This window comes from Lactobacillus gigeriorum DSM 23908 = CRBIP 24.85, assembly GCF_000296855.1.
GTDB classification, from domain to species: Bacteria; Bacillota; Bacilli; order Lactobacillales; family Lactobacillaceae; genus Lactobacillus; species Lactobacillus gigeriorum.
The window spans coordinates 1-20,896 of sequence record NZ_CAKC01000043.1; the positions used below are offsets into that span (position 1 = coordinate 1).

Annotated in this window: 17 protein-coding genes and 2 pseudogenes; 3 read left to right on the forward strand and 16 right to left on the reverse strand. The window is 35.7% G+C overall.

What is annotated here, in order from left to right; translation table 11 throughout:
• Positions 1-394 precede the first annotated feature (394 nt).
• From BN52_RS04195 to BN52_RS04225, 7 genes are all read right to left on the reverse strand, one after another.
• Complete coding sequence (locus tag BN52_RS04195; RefSeq protein ID WP_008473004.1) at positions 395-1,555, reverse strand: RNA-guided endonuclease InsQ/TnpB family protein; 1,161 nt, start codon at positions 1,553-1,555, stop codon at positions 395-397.
• Positions 1,518-2,150, reverse strand: coding sequence for an IS607 family transposase (locus BN52_RS04200; RefSeq protein ID WP_008473005.1), 633 nt, complete (start codon positions 2,148-2,150; stop codon positions 1,518-1,520). Before BN52_RS04200 ends, BN52_RS04195 begins: the two co-directional genes overlap by 38 nt.
• A gap of 80 nt (positions 2,151-2,230) precedes the next feature.
• On the reverse strand, positions 2,231-2,995 hold the full coding sequence (locus BN52_RS04205) for a hypothetical protein (RefSeq protein ID WP_008473006.1): 765 nt from the start codon (positions 2,993-2,995) through the stop codon (positions 2,231-2,233).
• Positions 2,996-3,019: 24 nt separating this feature from the next.
• Positions 3,020-3,433 (reverse strand): DUF1828 domain-containing protein, encoded by a 414-nt coding sequence (locus tag BN52_RS04210; protein ID WP_008473007.1) that lies wholly within the window; start codon positions 3,431-3,433, stop codon positions 3,020-3,022.
• 507 nt (positions 3,434-3,940) lie between these two features.
• On the reverse strand, positions 3,941-4,975 hold the full coding sequence (locus tag BN52_RS04215) for a glycosyltransferase family 2 protein (protein ID WP_008473010.1): 1,035 nt from the start codon (positions 4,973-4,975) through the stop codon (positions 3,941-3,943).
• Positions 4,976-5,068: 93 nt separating this feature from the next.
• Positions 5,069-6,487 (reverse strand): DASS family sodium-coupled anion symporter, encoded by a 1,419-nt coding sequence (locus BN52_RS04220; protein ID WP_008473011.1) that lies wholly within the window; start codon positions 6,485-6,487, stop codon positions 5,069-5,071.
• A 34-nt stretch (positions 6,488-6,521) separates the two neighbouring features.
• Positions 6,522-8,330 carry an FAD-dependent oxidoreductase gene (locus tag BN52_RS04225; RefSeq protein ID WP_008473012.1) on the reverse strand — a complete coding sequence of 603 codons (1,809 nt, stop codon included), beginning with the start codon at positions 8,328-8,330 and terminating at the stop codon, positions 6,522-6,524.
• A 255-nt stretch (positions 8,331-8,585) separates the two neighbouring features.
• Between BN52_RS04225 and BN52_RS04230 the strand changes: the two genes are divergently transcribed.
• Positions 8,586-9,461, forward strand: a complete 876-nt coding sequence (locus BN52_RS04230) for a LysR family transcriptional regulator (protein WP_008473013.1) — start codon at positions 8,586-8,588, stop codon at positions 9,459-9,461.
• Here BN52_RS04230 and BN52_RS04235 read toward each other — a convergent pair.
• Positions 9,458-11,236, reverse strand: coding sequence for an FAD-binding protein (locus BN52_RS04235; protein ID WP_008473014.1), 1,779 nt, complete (start codon positions 11,234-11,236; stop codon positions 9,458-9,460). The genes BN52_RS04230 and BN52_RS04235 overlap by 4 nt on opposite strands.
• A 197-nt stretch (positions 11,237-11,433) precedes the next feature.
• On the opposite strand from BN52_RS04235, the gene BN52_RS04240 reads away from it, so the two are divergent.
• Complete coding sequence (locus tag BN52_RS04240; RefSeq protein WP_008473016.1) at positions 11,434-12,315, forward strand: LysR family transcriptional regulator; 882 nt, start codon at positions 11,434-11,436, stop codon at positions 12,313-12,315.
• Positions 12,316-12,361: 46 nt separating this feature from the next.
• Here BN52_RS04240 and BN52_RS04245 read toward each other — a convergent pair whose 3' ends face one another.
• From BN52_RS04245 to murQ, 3 genes are read right to left on the reverse strand one after another with little or no spacing between them, the layout of a single operon-like run.
• The gene (locus tag BN52_RS04245; RefSeq protein WP_008473018.1) at positions 12,362-13,369 is read right to left on the reverse strand and encodes a serine hydrolase domain-containing protein; all 1,008 of its coding nucleotides are present in this window, start codon (positions 13,367-13,369) and stop codon (positions 12,362-12,364) included.
• Between the two features lie 2 nt (positions 13,370-13,371).
• Complete coding sequence (locus BN52_RS04250) at positions 13,372-14,226, reverse strand: MurR/RpiR family transcriptional regulator (protein ID WP_008473019.1); 855 nt, start codon at positions 14,224-14,226, stop codon at positions 13,372-13,374.
• Between the two features lie 4 nt (positions 14,227-14,230).
• Complete coding sequence (murQ, locus tag BN52_RS04255) at positions 14,231-15,130, reverse strand: N-acetylmuramic acid 6-phosphate etherase (RefSeq protein WP_008473020.1); 900 nt, start codon at positions 15,128-15,130, stop codon at positions 14,231-14,233.
• Positions 15,131-15,355: 225 nt separating this feature from the next.
• On the opposite strand from murQ, the pseudogene BN52_RS04260 reads away from it, so the two are divergent.
• Positions 15,356-16,390 (forward strand): annotated as a pseudogene (locus BN52_RS04260) (acyltransferase family protein); the annotation flags it as partial.
• A 190-nt stretch (positions 16,391-16,580) separates the two neighbouring features.
• Here BN52_RS04260 and BN52_RS04265 read toward each other — a convergent pair.
• The 5 genes and pseudogenes from BN52_RS04265 to BN52_RS04285 all read right to left on the reverse strand — a co-directional run bounded on the left by BN52_RS04265 (position 16,581) and on the right by BN52_RS04285 (position 20,884).
• A pseudogene (locus BN52_RS04265) lies at positions 16,581-17,445 on the reverse strand (aldo/keto reductase).
• A gap of 131 nt (positions 17,446-17,576) precedes the next feature.
• On the reverse strand, positions 17,577-17,795 hold the full coding sequence (locus BN52_RS04270) for an LPXTG cell wall anchor domain-containing protein (protein WP_008473024.1): 219 nt from the start codon (positions 17,793-17,795) through the stop codon (positions 17,577-17,579).
• Between the two features lie 74 nt (positions 17,796-17,869).
• On the reverse strand, positions 17,870-18,433 hold the full coding sequence (locus BN52_RS04275) for an NUDIX hydrolase (RefSeq protein WP_008473025.1): 564 nt from the start codon (positions 18,431-18,433) through the stop codon (positions 17,870-17,872).
• A gap of 42 nt (positions 18,434-18,475) precedes the next feature.
• Complete coding sequence (locus tag BN52_RS04280; RefSeq protein ID WP_008473026.1) at positions 18,476-19,657, reverse strand: diaminopropionate ammonia-lyase; 1,182 nt, start codon at positions 19,655-19,657, stop codon at positions 18,476-18,478.
• A gap of 228 nt (positions 19,658-19,885) precedes the next feature.
• Positions 19,886-20,884: an alpha-hydroxy-acid oxidizing protein gene (locus tag BN52_RS04285; protein WP_040473376.1), complete on the reverse strand. Its 999-nt coding sequence runs from the start codon at positions 20,882-20,884 to the stop codon at positions 19,886-19,888.
• Between the last annotated feature and the right edge of the window lie 12 nt (positions 20,885-20,896).

Sequence of the window (20,896 nt, forward strand, 5' to 3'; positions counted from 1 at the left end):
CATGAGAACGTCGAAGATGTGATTGCTACTGCTTGGAAATGGCACCAAAACCATCCTAATGGCTATGAAGATAAATAAAAACTAGATTCGCGCATGTAATAATATATCCCTCTCAATCAATAATCCCAATCTTGAGAATCTAGTAAAAAATGCTAATTGATTCAATTCCCCAAAAAGAATCAATTAGCATTTTTAATTTACGATTATTTCTGCTATATAAAACATGGAAATATGTAGAAGAATACGCATTTCCTACATATCAGAAAGATATATTTTTCCTTTCTTTGTTTCATTTACTGTCGTCTTCACTAGTATTCTGATATTCCACCTGGGAGTAATCACATTGACCAGCTCTTACAGCTTAAGGACCTAGCCAGCCCCGTTTATTTTCTTTTTATTTTGCCAAAGCTAAAAGATTTAATACCGCATTTTCATCTCGATCGTTTGTATATCCACACTGATAACAGATATACTCGTTATGTTTAGTGCCATGCTTTTGGTTGCCTTGCAATGTGATCTTTTCATCACCTTTTTTGACATAGCCACACTCAGCACATCTTTGTGTTGATGGATAGGTTTTATCAGCTAAGATCAATTCTTTACTATACCAAGCACATTTGTAAGTCAGAATTTGTCTAAACTTACTAAATACTGATCTCTGCATACCTTTTGAAGCAACATGCGTCATCATCATTTCTTTGACAGCTAAGTCTTCAATTACAATTTGGTCGTAATCATTAACTAGCTGCGTAGTAAACTTCTGTAAAAGATCGTTTTGGATATTAGCTACTTTACGATAATCTCTTTGCAGTTTGGTTCTCACTGCATAGTAATTATTACTTTTAATAGCTGACTTACCATTAACCTTTCTTTTGACTGCCAACGTTCTTTGATAATGTTTGATGCGCTTATAAAGCTTTTGTAATTTAGCAGGCAAAACATTGATTTGACCTTCTGTATAGTTGAAGTGACCAACATTGACGTCAACTGCTGTCTTTTGTTGAGTTTTAGCCTTAGCTGAAATCTCTTCTTCATAAGGTAAAGCCGCGTAATAGCTACCTTTTTCTTTGAAGATACTTACTACTTTGACCTCATCCATCTTTAGAGCTTCATAGCTTTTTAAATCAAACCAATTTTCCTTTGAGACGCTTCTAGGCTTATCAAGCCGAAGTTTACCATTAACAATCTTGGCTCTGTCAGTCTTAAAGCCTTGTCTAGGATCTTTCTTAGATTTAAAACTAGGTATACCCCAATCAGGCTGAGCCTTATCAAAGAAGTTCTTCCAAGCATTAGCTAAGTCTTTAACAGCTAGTTGCAAACATCGAGCAGACAAAGCATATTGCCAATCAGCTTTATTTGCGACTAATTCATCACGGACCCGGCGCTCATTAGGGCTTGGATTATCCTTTTTATTTAATGTATGAGCTTCATACATCAATTGCCAAGTTTCTAAGCCTTTATTCCAGCAATATCTACGATAATCACACAAAGCATCAAGATGCTTTTGCATGGTTTTATTAACCTTTAGCTTTACTACTTGAGTCTTGATCGTCATTTAAGTACTCGTCTCTAATCTTTTTCTTGTATTTTCTTAGACCATAAAGCCTAGATGAAAACACATGAATTATACTTATCATGTCATCAACCAGTTCCTTATCAGGACTAGTATCAATATTACTCAAAACAATTATTTCAGTCCCATGCTTTTTGCATAAGCTTTCAAACCAATCATAGCCAAAGCGGATAAATCTATCTTTATAAGTAATATAAATTTTATCTATTTTATTGTTCATTACTTCGTCTAGAAGATTATTCCATTTTTGACGTTTATAGTTTAAACCACTGCCAATATCGCTTATTTCTTCGTCTAATATAATACCTTGTGCATTAGCGTATTGACGAATATAGCTTAATTGATCTTTTAAGTCATCTTTTTGACCATAAGTTGATACTCTGGCATAAGCAACTTGTTTTTTATGTGAGCTTAGACTATCTTTGTTCAAATATTGATTTATTTGATCTTCTGTATAAAACCTGCGATTAGTAGGAGAGCGCTTAGCTTTAAGAATACCTTTTCGATCCCAGGTTTGTAAGGTTCTCGTGGTTATTCCTAAACGATCAGCGACATCTTTAGGTTTTAAAATTGCCATAATATTCACTTCCATGTTTAGCTTTCTAATAAATATTATGCCAAATATTTCTATACTTTTTTATAGATTTCTATATTTTGTTAACAGTTAATCAGCTCCATTTGAATATCTTGCAATCGATATAGCAACAATTGCAAAACGCCATCTGTCAGATAGCTCAACATTTTTCGACGAGCGATCATCCACCCAATAATTCGAAGCACTTCATCGACCGACATATCATCAATATCTTTATCCAAATTCACATCAAGTTCGGTACTAAGCATCGCTCTTAAATCCATAGTTGGATTGCTTTTGACTAATTCAGCATAATCATTGATGAAAGCATCAAAGCGATTTTTCCATTTGTCATATAAAACTGCTGGATCATTATTATCAAGATCTTCATCACTTGGACTAACATAAAAAAGATAAACATATTTGGTCATCAACGATAGGCGCTCTTTCCAAGTAATGTCTGATGATAATTTTAACTTAGTAAAATTGAAAGCAACGAGAAAACGTTGAATAGTATCAAATAGTGACCGCCAAGCTTCTGGCAATTCATCAACTGCTCTGAAACTCAAACCAATCTCTCCATGTCGATCATAAAAAACTGATAAACGATAGTTACGATCCTTTTTTACATCACGTTCAGGCCTAAATGCTTGAAATTCATCTAATGAAAGAGCTGAGAAGATGGCTTCAATGGCATTTGCGACTTCATATTCATGAAAAATGTGAATTCCAGATTTTTCCTTTCTCATAATAGAAACTGTACCAGTCTTTTTACTGATTACCAGCATTTCTTCGCCAAAAGGCGTGTGAGACACTAATTTAACCTCAACGATATTTCTATTATCCATTCAAGCTTCCCTTTCAAATATGTGTTATTCAGCCTTAGGCAAATCAGTAACTTTTATCAGCAATTGGATATAAGCTGCAATATTTTTAGGTAGATCCTCCATTGAAAGATCATCTTTAAAAATTTTATTATCAATAATCTTAAAACCAGCTTCTTCAATTACCTCATCAACCTGGTTTAACCAGTTAGAATTATGAGGAGTTTCATAATAATCAATTTGGAGATTCCAGATCGTTTGCCCTTTATCTGTAAGGGTAAAGCTATCTTCACCAGTTGTCAAAATATTAAACATGATTTTATCGCCGAAATCATCAGCATAATCCGTTTCTACCTGAATATCATTAATGCCAATTACCTGAAATTTAATATTATTGTCAATAAGGCTTGAGCTTTCCATTTTTAACCGATCAAGCTCTTGTTTCACATTCTCAATAATCATCTTTTTCAACCCCCAATCATCATCTTTTATTAATTATTAACTCTATTTTACGTTACTTTTTTAAAAAATAAAAGTGTTTATTAAGTATAAATAGATATTTGTTGCTTGATGTGATCAAATGCGAATAAATCAGTTTTTATTATTAATATTTTATGAAACAAGTGTATAAAAGAAATAATCTGTCGAGATTAACTGACAAAATATATTTATTTTTGAAATTGTATTGTAAGCGCAGTCAATAAGTGATACAGTAACATTAAGCGCTTTTGTCACTAATAAGGCGTATTTTAAAACTCTCTAGTTAAATACTATTTATACTTAAAGCACCTTAATTTTTAGGTGCTTTTTGCTTGAACGAAAAAAGACCAGCAACCCGCTGATCTTTTATTCTTAGTTTGTGAATTAATACTAGATAGATTTGTATGTAATAACGATTATCTCGTTCCTAGTTTAAATAAATTATAGCATGAAGTTTGTGAAATTTGCCAAAGATTTGCTCAGTCAAGTTTAGTTGAAGCCATAGATTGCTTTAGCTAGTCGATAAAAGCCACTAGCCACTATTCTGCCTGAATGTCCTGGCAAATTAACGGTCATTCCTAATGGGCGATGTTTTAGCTTGTGATACAAAGGTTCATCTTTGCGTTTCAAGTATTGCCAAAGATTGCGTTTCAAATCTAGATATTGTTCCTTTTTCCCTCTGATTAAAATGATTGAGGAAATAGCGGTAATAATCTCAAGATAAAAGCACATGTATTTTCCCAAAGCCGTTTTAGGGTCAATATTGTCCGCATAAAACTTGATCATTCGTTTATTGATCATCAATTGTTGATCAATTTTTCTTAACATCACATCTTCATTGACTGATTGATCATCTCTACCAATGAAGTAATGATATAAATTAACATCCAAGTAATACATCTTTTTAACGTAGATTAGTGGTTCAAAGACATAGATATTATCATCATAGGAAACGTTAGTTGGTAATTGTAATTTAGCTTCATCAACCAGTAAAGTCCGTCGATAAGTAACTGAGTGCATCATGAAGTATTGACCAAGCACCAGTTTAACCTGTTTCCACCCAAAGATTTTGTTCTTGGGCAACGCTGGAAAATGAATCAATTTATTATGTCGTGAATTAACCTTATCATACAAGTAGTTGGTTAAAATCATGTCCAATTCAGTATCATTTTCATTCTGAACTTCAATAAAATCAAGCAGTCGCTTCAAGCCAGCAAAATCAAGCCAATCATCACTATCACAAACTTTTATATATTTCCCAGTGGCAATTTTGAGCCCATTATTAATCGCACCACCATGACCACTATTTTCCTCATGGATCACTTTTACAATCTCTGGAAAACGCTCATGATATTCATCAATGATTTCTGGCGTACGATCTAGCGACCCATCGTCAACCAAAATAATTTCAACTCGATTACCAGCTACAATTAGTGAATTAACACATCGTTCAAGATATGCCTCAGAATTATAAGCCGGTACGATTATGCTTAATAGTTTTTCCACGAATTTTGTCCTTGTCATTTCATTCTCTTTTTTAACAAGGATACCAAATAATTTTATAAAAGAAAAAGGTAAATTCCAGTTTTAAGAAAAAACTAAAACTTACCTTTATTTCTACCAGTAACCTAAAACTTTAGTCCAAGCTAGACCAACGCCTAACCAGATAATGTTTAAAATTACCCCAATAATCGCACTTAGTTTCCACCAATCTTTAGTTTCAACATAACCTGTTGTTGAAAGCAAGGCTGCTGGACCAGCTGAATAAGTTGAAGTTGAGAGGTAAAGCGATCCATCGAAGCCAAGCATCAAAGCAGCAAGCAATGGTGGCATGCCAGCAACTCCTAACGCAATAGATAAGAAACCTGCATAAAGAGCTGAAATTTGGGTTGCTACACTTGGGAACAAGTAGTGTAGGTAGAAGTAGGCCAACCATAATACTACCAATACCCAAATCCAATTTGCACCATGCAACATGGCACCCAAAGTCTTTGAGAACCATGGGAAGAAGCCTAAAGTCATCAATTTTTGTGACATTAACATAATGATTGAAAGCCAAGTAAGGATATTCCAAGCAAAGCTTTCCTTTAACATGTCTTTAGTATTGATCACCCCGGTAATCAATAACAAGATTACGGCAATAAAACTTACTTCTGTGGCATCAATACCAATCTTTGATCCAATAAGCCATAATACGATTGCAAGCACGAATACCACTGCCATAATTTTTTCTGCAGGAGTCATGGGGCCCATTTCGGCTAAACGCTTTTCTGACCAGGCCTTAGCATTTGGCGTTTCTTTTACTTCTGGTGGATAGATTTTATATAAAACAAATGGAATGACGATAAGAGAGATCACACCAGGTACAAGAGCAGCCAAGAACCATTGCATCCAAGAAACTTCAATTCCTTGAGTTTTAGCAAGTCCCATCGCAATCATGTTGCCGGCTAAACCAGTTAAGAACATGGTTGAGGTAACGATATTGATTTCGTATTCATTGAAAACCAGGAATGAACCCATTTTTCTTTGCGTACCATTTTTAGGATCGGAATCCATTTCTCTTGATAAGTTATCAATAATTGGATACATAATCCCATTTACTCTGGCATTGTTACTTGGAATGCCGATTGCCAAGACCGTTTCAACCATTGACAAGGCATAAGCCAAACCCAAAGTTCTTTTACCGAAAAACTTAACGAATAAGTAAGCAATTCTTTTCCCTAAGCCGGATTTAATAAAACCAGCAGCTAGGAACATACACATTGCTACCATCCAAGCTGTTGAATTACCAAAACCAGCAGCAACTTCTTTCATATTGAAGATGCCGGTTAAAGTTGCGATGATTACCGCAATCAAAGTAGTTGTCATCATGGGCAAAGGCTTGGTAATACATGCAATAATCGTGGCAATAAAAATTGCAAACAAATGCCATGCTGGCACGCTGATATCAGTTGGTCTAAATGGCGTTAAGAGCCATAATACGATTCCAATAGCAACTGGTAACAGCCACTTTTTCCATTGAAATTTATCTAACATTTTATATCCTTTCAAATAGTAAATCTAATTAATTTTATTTTGCTTGTTTAATAGCCTTTTCTACTGCCTCTTCAAGGGCTCTAGTAGTAGTTGATGCACCCGATACTGCATCAATATCAGTTGAATTAGCAGCTACGATCTTGCCAGGAAGTTCCTTAATAGCAACCGCACCAATACCTTCAGTTTCATGATTTTCCATAACTTCAACATTTTCGATGGTATTGTTTTGGTAAGTAACCCGAACCACAATACGACCTCCAATTCCGGCTTCAGTTTCACCGATGTATTGGTTTTCGCCCAATTCGATATTGGAAATTTCTTCACCAGCTACCAAGTCATTAATTTCTGGAACTTCATTTGTCAGCTCTACGCTCTCAAGAGCAGTTTCATTAGCTACATTTTCTCCGGCAATTTTTCCGAAAATTAAGCATTCAGCTAAATTACCACCACCTTGGTAGCGATTGATGCACATACCACCAAGTTCACCAGCACTATACAAGTGAGCAATTGGTTCATTGGCTACATTTAAAATACGTGAATGTTCATCATGTTCTGGTCCACCTTGAGTATTAAGAACTGCTGGAGCTAACTTAATTGCGTACAATTGGTCACCAGTCAAGGCTACCATAGATTCTGGAGCACGGTCGAATTTTACATCTTTTCTGTTAGTAGCAAATTCATTGAACTCTGCAATAGTTGCTTCAAGATTGGCTACTGGCAAATTAGTTTTTTCTGCCAATTCATTTACACCATTGACAGCAATGATCTTGTCAAACAATTTTTGATACTTAAGTTGACCATTGTCGCGTTCTTCAACGAACTTTTGATATTGTTTTTCATCAAAAATAATCCATGCATTATCAAATGCTCGAGGAAGATCATATTGGCCATGGTTGTAAATGTGACCATGTCTGAACTTAGCATCTTCCTTCATGAACCGCGTACCATCATCGCCGACTACAAAAATTGAACCTGACTTCATATTCTTCCAGCCACCAACTTGACGACCTTGCTTGCCAGGACCTTCTGCAATCACATAGCTTGGAACAATTCCGAGTGATTCGTAATTAGCCATGTGCCATAACTTAGCACCTGCTTCTAAAGCCATGTTGATACCATCACCGCGGTTGTAAAGCGTTCCAAGTGGAGTCAATTGGGTTACATGCAAGTAATCTTGTTGCATTTGGGCATTGTTTTCAAAACCACCTGTAGCAAGAACAACACCCTTCTTAGCGTGGATAAAGTACTTCTTGTGGTTACGTTCAACAACTACCCCAACAACTGTTTCTTGATCATCTTGAATCAAATTGCGAGCACGTGAATTTAGCCAAATGTCGATTTGATCTTTTCGATCTAAAACATTTTTGCGCAGCTTCTTCCATAAAGCAGCATCAAAGTCGCGATTATGCATCAAGGCAAAGTCAAAAGTTTCTGAACCTGGAAATTCTGGATATTCGCAAAGATGAGCTTTTTCATCTAATTGATCGCCAGGTTTGTTATCGCGTGACCAAACAAACGCTTTAGTATCAAGATACTTTTCAAAATATTCAGGCATGGAAATGAAACCATCAAGGTAAGCATCCATTGTCTTTTCGGAAACGTTGTAAGGCTTAGCTAATTCATGATAGTAAGTACTGATTTTTTCCTTATCATGACCCATGGCAACGTGTTGTGCTGAATAGCGAGTGTTACCACCTTCGTGGCCATAAGGAGCTGCTTCAACTACTAAGACTGATGCACCATTGTCGGCCGCAAATCTAGCAGCAGTTGCTCCCGCACCACCAAAACCTAAAACTACAACATCATATTCTTTATTCCATTTAAGATTATCTGTTAAATGCATTTTTTATTCTCCCATTAAAAGATTTATTTTGCGGTTTTATAAATATCATCTATCATTTTTAAATGCAAGCACTTTTTTGTAATCGCTTTTATTACATAATTTAAAAAAGCCTATAATATCAACAAATACTGCAATAATATTGTAAAAATGCTTTTTAAGAGTTTTTTTATTTTGCTAGTTAGATAAATCATAATTATTTTTTGATAAATATTATTTATCATATTTGCTATAATAAAATTTAGAAAAGAGGTTACTATGGAATTCAAAGATCTACAGTATTTTAAGAAATTGGTTGAAAGCAAAAGCTATCATGCGACAGCAAATTTTTTCCAAGTTAGTCAACCGGCAATTACTGCGATGGTTAAACGTTTAGAAAAAGAATTAGGTACCCAGTTAATTTATAAAGTAAATAACCGCGCTAAGATGACCATTACTCCGGCAGGAATGGTAGTTTATCGTCAAGCTGATAAGCTACTTAAAATCGAGCAATCAATTAAAGTCGAAGCCTTGCGTGCCAATCAAAAGAATTTCCGTTTAGGGTATTCTGAACTTGCGGGAAACGCATGGCTTTCGTCTGTTATTACTAAACTTAATCATGGTGATTTATTGGCCTTTGTCGAAACTCACGAAGAAAACTCGCATCTTCTGGAACAGCACTTACGTGAAGGCAAGTATGATGCAATAGTTTTCTCCAAGTTGAATGACGAACAGTTTAAGGGGATCACAGTCATGAATTTGACTAAATATCATTATTATTTGATCGTTCCTTCAAATAGTCCGCTAGCTCAAAAATCAGAAATAGATTTGTTCGAATTGCGGGAATATCCTTTTATTATCCGTCATAAACGCTTTCTATCGAGAAGCGCTTTAGAACAAACTTTTGCTAAAATTGGCTTTAAACCTAAGCGAAAATTAATTGTCGATAGTATCGGAGCAACTACCAAATTAATTAGCCAAGGAATGGGCGTAGGCTACTTAATGGATATCGCTGTGGAAAATGTTCCGGGTGTAAAAGCTATTCCTCTAATTCCTAGTCAGCAAGTTGATTGCTATGCTTGTTTAGGCGTTAGAGAAGACTTTGTTCCGAACGAAATTCAGAGCAAATGTCTAGAGATCTTGAAAGATTTTTAGGCGTTTGCTTTTTTGCATGCGGATTTTACCGCATCTACAAAAGCCCTACTTGTTACTGATGCACCAGAGATTGCGTCAACATCGGTAGATTGTTTTTCAATTATTTCTCTTGTAAGCAGTGGAATTGCTTTACCTCCCAATGAAGCCGTTTCATTGTGACTTAAAGTTTCTATCCCCTTAATTTTCTTATTATTATTAAGAGTAACTCTTACAACAATTGGCTGATCGCTGATACCATTGGTACTTATACCCAATCCCTGATTTTTACCAACTGCAAAATCTAATTCTGATATTTTAGCATCAGATTCAAGTTCTTTAGCATCTGAATTGATTGTTTCAAATTCAAATATTTTTCTCTTAGGTTCAGCTGCGTTTTCTCCGGCAATTTTTCCCGAAATAAGTAAATCTGCGATACTATTAGCTCCAATATATTTTGTTGCAAAAATATCTCCCAATTCACCTGCTTCATATAAGTCTGGTATTACATTTCCTTCTAAATCAATCACTTCACATTTTGCATTTCTTTTTGCACCACCATGAGTATGCAAAATATTATGACGAACTGGTATTGCATAGTAAGGGCCATCATCAAATGAACGCATCGTTTTCAAATCACGATTTAAAAACATATCTCGTTTTACTTGATCGGTTAAGAAATTATAATCAGACACTGCTTGTTTAAGCATAGGCGCATCAATTTTCTTTGATAGCTCTTCTAAAGACTGCGCCTCAATAGCATAAGACAACAAGTCTTTGATATCTTTAGCGTTTTTACTTTGATCATTATTCAGTTGATCAAATTGGGTTTGATCCAAAATAATGTGAGGATGATTTTGGCTAGGAATCATAATCCAATTTCCATGATTATATTTATATCCATGCCGATCTTCTTCATCTTCCCTAAAGTATCTAGTACCATCATCACCGGCAACAAAAATGCTACCATTGAACAAACTAGGCCAATTGATCATATAAGCATATTTTTCACGAAGATCATTATTTCTCAAAGATAGTCCGTGAGAATCATAGTTACTCATATGCCACAAACGTGCCCCAACTTCGCTTGCCAAATCAATACCACGTCCTTTGTTGTACAAAGTTCCTATTGGTGCAAGCGATCCTTCTCCCAGGTATGTTTGAATCATATCTTGGTTATTTTCATATCCACCGCAGCTTAAAACAACACCATTTTTTGCTGCAATGTAACGAACTTGATTTTGGCGTTTTACTTTAATACCTAAGACGGTCTTACTTTCAGCATCTTGAATTAGATTTAATACATCAGTTTTATACCAAACGTCTATTAAATTGAGTCTTTCAAAAACTTTACTTCTAAGCAATTTCCAAAAGCCACCATTATACATCCCCTGTGTCAGACTTTGAGATTGCATTGCATCGCCATTCCGATATTCTGGATATTCGCCATTCGGCCTTCTTCCCGTAGCTACAGCATCAATACCAAAATACTTTTTGGAATAATCCTTCATCTGTAAAACATTTCTTACAAAAGGGTTCAATCCTTCAGGATCATATTTAAAAGGATAATAAGTTTGAACATAATAATCTTTCAATTTTTCAAAATTATCTCCCCAAGCAAAAGCTCCTCCAGCATATCTTGTGTTACCACCGATATGCTCTTCTGGTGCAGAATCAATTAATAAAACTTTTGCATTTTTATCAGCTGCAAATCTTGCAGCACTTGCACCCGCACCACCAAATCCGATAATTATAACGTCATATGCTTTATCCCATTTAATTTTCGAATTATAAATCATATTTATTTCCTTTCTGTATTGTCTAAATGAAATATAGCGGTTTCATTCTTATAAATCCAATTTATTTTTTCACAAACGCAATGAATAAAAACATTGATATTTTCGTTTAAATTAGTCAAAATTAGTGCTAAAGTTATTTTGTTCAATAAATAAAAAAGATTAACTCATAAATATTTTTTATAAAAAATGCAGCTATTATGAATGAAAAGGACTTAATTTATTTTTGCAAACTTGTTGAAATTGGAAGTTATACTGAAACAGCTATATACTTTGATGTTACTCAACCTACAATTTCCACTGTGATAAGAAGACTCGCAGAACATTTTAACGATCCACTTATAATTCAAAAGCATCGTAAAAGTAAACTATTGTTAACAGCCTCTGGTACTATGCTATACAAGAAAGCTAAATATCTAATTAACGAAATCGAAGCTGTTAATTTCGACGTTCGACACGCTAAAGATAAAAAAATCAGACTGGCTTTTTCTGGAGAAGCCGGAAGTATCTATCTACCCGATCTAGTTAAAATGTTTTTTGATGCGGGAATTTCTGACATGTTAGATTCACGTTTGATGCGCTCCAGCAATGCATTTGAAGAACTAGAATCTGGAGAAGTTGACGTTGCAATTTATTCGTGGATTCTACCAATCAATGACCCAAATTACTATATTCGCAATCTTGAGAAAACCGAGATGGTTATCATTACAGGTTTAAGCGATCCATGGGCAGTTAAGAAAGTAGTAAAAGCTAACGAATTGCGAGAAAGAAATTTTATAGCTAGAGAGCCGGGTTATTTAACACGAGAATGTTTAAACGAAGTAGGTAAACTTGGAAACTTCAATCCAAATATTCTTTTCCTTGCTAACACTATGCGAATAATGATAGATTTAGTGGAAAGAAATGTCGGCATAGCACTTGTAATGAAAAGCTCAATTAGGGACACAGATCGTGTGCATATCATTCATCTTGACGATGATCAAAAATATTATGCATATATGCAAATTGCTATGAGGAAAAGTTTCATTCCTAATGATTACCAACAACCCGGAATTCAAATTTTTCGAAATTTCAAGGCGTAAAAATAGCCTTCAAAGCAATTTGCTCCGAAGGTTTATTTCTATTCAATTAAGGCAAAACTTCAGTCTTACCAAAAAACAAACTAACCGCTAACCTACGCAGTGGCAACCATTGTTGATTTTCTCGCGTTGGATGCACACTATTAGTCAAACAGATAAAGCTATTACCTCGATCTAAATCCATGGCAATACTTGTTCCCGTAAAGCCGGTATGCCAAATTTTTCTACTATTCGTATCCCAGCGTTGCCATCCTAATGTCCGACCCATAAAGTCATAATCGAACAATTGATCAATCATCTTTTCAGGGATGATTTCGCGCTCTTCAAAAATCCCATGATTTTGATACATCTGACAAAAATTAGCTAAATCAGCAAGCGTTGAAAATACCCCAGCATTTCCTGAAACTCCATTTAGCTGAAAAGCAGTTTCGTCGTGAACTTTCCCCCTGACTAGGCCACGAACTTTATTTACCTCAGTTGGTACAAAGCGCTTTAAGTCAGCTTGTAAGTTGTATCCCGTGGAGTTCATCTGTAGAGGTTTAAAAACATTTTCTTTAATGCTCAGATCTAATGAAAGGCCATCTACCTTTTCAATGATCAATCCTAACAAAATAAAGTTTAGATCCGAATAAACCATATTTTGACCCGTAGGATAAATTAGCTTTTGTCTTAAAACAGCTTTAATTACCGCATCTTTGCTAGTGTAATCATAGATATTTGGCAAATCAGCGATTAACCCACTATTGTGCAACAACAAATTCTCTATCGTCACATCAGAATACTCAGGGTCTGGCCAAAACTCCCCTACTTTAGTGCTTAAGCTTAATGATCCTTTGCCCAGCAGTTGCAAAATCCTAGTAGTAATGGCAACAACCTTCGTAAGTGACGCAATGTCATAAATACTTTGTTCAGTTAAAGGATTTTGCTCATAGTCTTGATACCCCAAGATATGCTGTTCTCGTTCATTTTTTCCAGAAATTAAATATGATACACCAGGTGTTGCCTTAACCCGAATTGCCTGATCCATCAAACTATAAATAGCAACACTATTTTCCATCTCTATGCTCTTCCCTCTTTATGGGTATTAATTGCATGACGCGAATTATTTAGATTGTTCTTGACCTTATTATTGTATTTAGATAAGTAGCTAAAAATCAGAATATCAATAATAAATAATTGGCTAATCAGAGAAGTAGTTGCTCCTGATCGTAAAATTGGCTCACCAACCGATTGATTCATTAAAACTTGATCAGCCAACGCAACAGCCTCGCCTTCTGAATTTGACGTAAGCAAAATGCTCTTAACTCCAAATTCTTGGGCAACTTGAAGTAAATCAATTACTTCTTTAGTATTTCCAGAATTGGAAATGGCAATTAATAGGTCATTTTTAGTCATTGAACCTAGATGAGCACCTGCAATATGAAAATCGCACGAGGAGGTTACAAATTTCCCGATCCGTAAAAATTTCTGTTCAAAATCTTCGCCCGGTAATTTAGACGCACCAACACCAAAAACTTGAATTTGCTTAGCCTTATGAATCGCTTCAACAGCCTTGGTCACTTCTTCTTGATCTAACTCTCGACTCGTTACATCGATGGCTGTCTTCAATCTTGTTGCCATTTTAGTATTAATACTATCGATCTTTTCTCCAGGTTTGATTTCCGCATACTCAACTTCCTCGCTATTTCCGAGCATGGCAGAAATTTTTAACTTTAAATCACTAAAGCCATCAACGCCAATTGTCTTACAAAAACGAACAATAGTTGCTGCACTAATTTTTGACCTAGCAGCTAATTCATGTACCGAAATTTCAATGATGTCCCGATAATTTTGTTCAATGTATTTAGCTAACACTTGTTCTTTCTTGGACATTTCAGCTTCTTTAGCCATAATTCGGTTTAAAACGTTATCCATTTTGTCACCTCAAAGTTTTTTTGATGAAACCTCCGGCTTTTTCCAATTTCTTAGCTGCTTCTGTTTTATCTGAAGCGGTTAAAATCATCACAATTGCTAGTTTGACCTCATGATCTGCAAGTTCAAAATATTTGCTGGCTGTTTCATAACTAACTTCACACGCTTCCATAATGATTCGCTTGGAGCGTTCGATTAATTTTTCATTGGTTGGTTTAACATCCACCATTAAATTATTATACACTTTACCAATTCCAACCATGCTAATTGTTGAAATCATATTTAAGATTAATTTTTGGGCCGTTCCCGATTTCAATCTGGTTGATCCTGTTAAAAATTCTGGACCACAATCTACTTCGATTGAATAATCCGCATGACGACCAATTTCAGAATTCATATTGCAAGCAATTGATGCCGTTGTTGCCCCAATAGCTTTTGCATAATCAAGACCACCTACGACATAAGGAGTTCTCCCACTTGCAGAAATTCCAACCACAGTATCATTGGCTTGCAAATTAAGGTTCATTAGGTCTTCTTTGCCAAGATCAGCGTCGTCTTCGGCACCTTCAACCGCTACTGTCATTGCCTGCTCTCCTCCAGCAATTAAACCGACAACCATTGTAGGCTCAACGCCAAAGGTGGGAACACATTCGGCAGCGTCAAGCACTCCGAGACGGCCACTTGTCCCTGCTCCCATATAAATTAAACGTCCACCCTTTTGGAAATTTTGAATTATTTGTTCAATCACATCACTAATTTGTGGTATTGCACTTTTCACTGCATCAGGGACTTTGTGATCTTCGTCATTCATTATTAAGCATGCTTGCATCACTGAAAGTTCATCTAAATTAAGAGTATTTTTGTTTCTTCTTTCAGTAATTAAGTTATCCAAATTGACTTTACCCATAGTGATTCTTCTTTCTGATTTTATCTGTTTACGCTTTTAACCTTAATAATACTTGTTTTTGATAAAATTGCAATATTGTTTCATTAATATATTAAATTTAATAAAAACTGAAACTTTGCTTTTACAGAGAAAAAAGCTTGCAATATCATTGATAATTTATGATCATTGAAAATGAAATAGAAATATCTCTTAGGGATCTCACAATTTCTAAGAAAGCGTGAAATTATGAAATTTGAAATCAAGAAGACCTATCAAACCGCCGATATGGGCGACTATTTGAAAGTTTTTGCATGTACCGCAGTGATGACTCAGCCGATCATGTCCATGATCATGAGTTTTCACCAAACAACCACAAATCAAGATATTTTTGGTATTCTTTACAACCTAGTGAAATATACTGCACCAGCCTTTATTTTTGGAATTCTCTACACCACAATTCGAACTAACGACGAGCAGGATAGTTTTTCCTATGCTAAACACATGAAAGGCGCTTGGTCTAATCTATTCCTACCTACCATCTGGTGGACTTTGATCTATCTATTATTAATGCCGTGGGTCCAACAGGTTAATCGCTATCATGACCTTGCTTCTTTTGCTTGGCAATTTGTTAATGGAAATGCTGCACCGCATTTTTGGTATAACACGATGATGCTTAAGTTTATTATTCTGATGCCATTATTTTGGACATTGTCCCGATTCGTTAAAAATCATCTCCAACGTGGATTAGCGGTAGCAATAATTACTTTTTTGTTATATTTTGGTTGGCTTTATTTTTATGATACTTTGGTATTCCATGGACCACACGAACAAGATTGGTATTTATTGGATCGATTATTTATTTCTTTTGTGATCTACGGAATATACGGGGTGTTGGCCTGGCAGTTTAGAGAATATTATAATCTTGCGGTAACTAGATTTTTCTGGATTATTTTATTAGCATTCATAGGATTTTTTCTTTGGACCAATTTTGAATTACAGCAATTTGGTAATCCCGTCTCATTTGCAAATGCACCTTATTACAAACCAAGTATGACTTTATATTGCTTGGCAGTGATTTCTTTGGTATCAGCCTTTTGTCTGTATCAAGTCAATCACAACAAGCAAACCAGTTTAAATGTGTTCCATTTTTTGGCGACTTATGCCTATCGTGCATATCTTTCAAACATTTTTTGGAATCAATTAGTCTTTAAAGGACTTAATCTGTCAGCTTATGCTAGTGAACATCCCTTTTTGGTATTTTGGAGTTGTTGGCTAATGACTTGAGTATTATCATTTACCTCGGCATATATCTTGCATGTCAGTTGGACTTATGTGAAGATGAAAATGATAGCTAAATAATTTAAGACCTAAGCTCGATAGCACATTGAGATTAGGTCTTTTATGTTTCAATAGAAAATTAAGTATAAGAAAAACCGCGATCGTCTAACTTTTGCGGTTCGGTAATTTATTATTATAATTTTCCACCATAGACAGGGAAGATTCTACCTTCACCATAGTCTTTGATGTGTTCAACGTGCTTAAGGATTTCCATATCTTCATTCGAAATGACAAAATCCATCTCACTATTGGCTTTCATATGTTCTGGCTTAGCTGTCTTTGGTAGAGTTATCATCCCGAGTTGAAGATCATATTTGATACATAATTGTGGGACTGTAACCTCATATTTTTGAGCAATTTCTGCGATTTTAGGATCGGTTAAAGCTGCTCCGTGCGCTACAGGCGAATATGCCTCAAGAGCAATATCATGTTGTTTGCAGTAATTGATTAAATCAAGTGGAGTATTCGCAATGTGACATAGGATTTGATTAACCATAGGTTTAACTTGACAATCTTCTAGCAAATTGTCCAAGTCTTCTTCTAAAAAAGTTTGATATACCAATTGCTCTAATTTTACCAGCATGATACGCATCTTCAAGGGCACGCCAAACTTCTTTGTTTTCCTTGAAATAACGATTATCTGATTGATTTACTTCCTTCCAAGGTTGTGGCGAGTGAATGATCATCATGTCGATATAATCGAGACCCATTTTAGTTAAAGTTTCATCAATAGATTTAGCTGCAGAATCATAACTCTTATTTTCAGCAGCCACTTTTGAAGTGATAAATATTTCTTCACGAGGAATAAAAATTTCTTTCAATGCTTGACCAATACCGCGCTCATTGCCATATGCTTGAGCAGTATCTATGTGACGATAGCCAAGTTTGACCGCTTCCTTAACTGCATCCCCTACTTTGTCATCATCAATTAACCAGGTCCCTAATGCTAATTGAGGTACAATTACGCCATTGTTTAAAGTAATAGTTTCTTGATACATAAGCTTGTTCCTTTCTAGTTTGATTTTATCTTAACATCTTATCAAGCACTTCACCGCTATCAATTTTGCATGGAATTCGATACTTATTTGTAATTACAAAAAAAGACGCGATCAAAATCGCGTCAAATTATTTAGTCCTCTTTCTTTCTCGTAAAGAATAATCCGGTAAGTCCCGCTAAGCCTAAAAGTAAGCCGAGCACAGAAACTGCATTCTTCTTTTGACTAGTTTGAGGAAGTTGCTGTTTAGCTTTATTATCTACTTGATGAGTAGGGATTCCAAAATTTATTTTGCGTCCATCAGTTAACGTTACTACTATACTTGAAAGACGATTTTCACTAGTAGTACGCAACTTAATACCATAATTCTTATTTCCGTATCTATCAAAAAGCCTAGACCAAATGATCTAGACATAGAAAAAATGACTTAAAATTGTTTTATTTTATCGATTAATTTTTGATAAATCCAATTGTAAAACCATACTTCATTTACTTTATTTTTTAACTCATCAACTGGGATCCATGCAATCGCACTATTTTCGTCCGGTTTAATTCTAATCGGCAACTCTGGATCAGCTTCGATTAGATAGGTCACATTCAAGTGCAAATGTGATGAGACGTAACTTCCACGTTTAATATGACCATCAACGGTTAGAATCTCCAATGAAAAAATATCATCTGAAACAAACTTAAAATCTGTCAAACCACTTTCTTCCTGAATTTCCTTACTAATCACATGCTTAAAATCCGCATCCCCATCTGCATGGCCACCAAGCCAAGCAAAAGATTGATAGATATTGTGATAAGCCATCAGCACCTGTTTGCGATCAGGGCTGACAATCCAAGCTGAAACCGTAAAGTGGGCATTCCGATTTTTTCTTGTCAATAAATCTTTCACATGATCGATCTGCCACAACATTTCAGACTTATCACGCTCTTCTTGTTCATTAAACGGTTGATACTTTTCAATTGCTGCTCTTATTTCTTCCATATTTTACCTATAAGAAAAGCCTCGACTAACGAGACTAAAAAATTAGAACCAGTTTTCTTCATCAACAATATGACGGTAATTGTCTGGATCAGTGTCGCCTTCAGTACTCAAAAGCACAATTCTTGAATTTTCATCAAGACCCAAAGCTTCGCGATCCTTAGCTAATTCAGGATTTGCCAAAATTTCATATACGTATGCAAATCCGGCAGCACCAGATTCTCCAGATACTACCTTTGGATCATCAGCAACGGGATGCGCTAAACGTGACATACCTTGAGCACAAGTATCTTCACTTAATGTGCCGTAGAATTTAGCACTGTCACGAAGTACTGGCCAAGCAGCAACGCTAGGAGTTTGACAATTCAATCCTGCCATCATCGTCTTCGTTAAACCTTCAATACTGTGACGTTCACCATCGCCGATTTCAGCTGACTTGTAGAAGCAAGCAACAGTTTCTGGTTCAACAACAGTGATTGTTGGCAAATCTTCAGGAGCCAAGCGTTCTTCTAATCCTAAAACAATTCCAGCAGCAAGCGAACCAACACCAGCTTGTAAGAAAATATGAGTTGGCTTTTCAGGCATTTGCTTCATGAATTCTTCAACAATCAGGCTGTAACCTTTAACGATCCAGCCAGGAATCTTTTCATAGCCATCCCAAGCAGTATCTTGAATCATGATACCATTAGGATCTTTAGCACAAAGTTCTTGAACTTCCTTTACAGTGTTGTCGTAGTTTTTGTCAGTAATTTCTACTTCGGTATTTTGGATCTTACGAATATTTTCAACCCGAATTTGCTTTGAACCCTTAGGCATTCTAATAATTGCCTTGCTGCCAAGAACACTTGCTGACCAGGCAATACCACGACCATGGTTACCATCAGTAGCAGTATAGAAGGTAATTCTTTCGGCTACCTTTTTTACTTCAGGCGTCATTAATTGATCAAAAGTCAAAGTCTCTAAATCAAGACCAGCTTTTTCTGCAATTGCACAACCCATTGCATATAGACCACCAGCACCTTTAAAGGAATTGATGCCAAAACGGCTACTTTCATCCTTTACAGCAATCTCTTTAACGCCTAATTCTTGAGCCAAGTTCTTCATAACTTTTAATTCAGTAGGCTTATAGAAAGGTACTGAGTTAAAGAAATTAGCTACTTCATGGTCATTTTCAAGCTTTGGTGCTTTAAATGGAAATAGTGATTTTAACAATTGAATTTTCTTCATAGCGTTACTTTCCTTCTAATAAATAATTACAGCTTAAGTGTACCATCATCAGCTTCAAACTAACATAAGAATCCATTAAATTTTTAAATCTTATCTATTCTCGAAGAAATCAACACCAATGAATAGCAATATAACATATAATAACTTCCATTATATAAGTACATATTTGGTAAAACATAAAAAATCAGTACCCAAAATTTTAGGTACTGATTAATTTTTGACAAGTTATTACATGTGCAATACTGAGCGATTAAATGATTCGGTATCCTTTACTCCTGTATACATCATCATTTCACTCAATTGTTGGTTCATTTTCGTAAGTTTCTCAATGACGCCTGCTTCACCAGTTTCAAGCAATTCTGACAAAATGCCTCTTCCGATCAAGACGCTATCTGCACCCATGGCTAAAGCCTTATATGCATCATATCCTGACATCAATGAACCATCAGCAAGAATTTTTACCCCACTACCCTCAAGAGCTGATTTAATCTCGGGTAATACTTTCAAAGGTGGTACACCGAAAGGAATTCGACCATGGTGGTGAGAGACAACAATTGCACTTGCTCCTGCATCCCTTGCTTTAATGGCATCACTCACCGACAAAACACCTTTAGCAACAAATGGAAGCTTGACAGAGTGAACGTAACGTTTCAAATCTTCAAAGCTAATAGGTCCAAGCTCAATACCATCAACGACATCATAGTTGCCATCAGTTCCAGGAATATGATCAATATCCATTCCTACTGCTACAGCTCCTAGTTTCTCTGCAAATTGCAATTCCTTGACAATCTCATCATGATCGGCAAATGGTTTTACAATTCTAACCGTTGGGCCGGCGCCAGCGATAATTTCTTGATAATGTTCATCACTTTCCATTCCAATCCAGTTGAGAACATTTATTTTTTTTGCAGCCATTGCCTTTTCATGCATGGGACTTCTACCTTGATCTTGATAGATCGTATCAAGGTGTGAGATAGCAGCCAGCATCAATGGTGAAGCGAATTGTTGACCAAAAATCTGCTTCTTTAAATCAGGCTTAACGGCATCAATGATCCGCATTTCAACTAAGATCGAATCTAAATAAGCCCGATTATGAACATTAGCGTCATCAGCTCTTCCACTAGTTACAGGAATCATTCCTTTAGGACCTGGCCAAGGACTAGTGGTTTCAGCTTCTTCATGCTTCATTGATGCACCTGATAGTGCATCTGTTTTTTCTTTTGTCATCTTATCAACCTC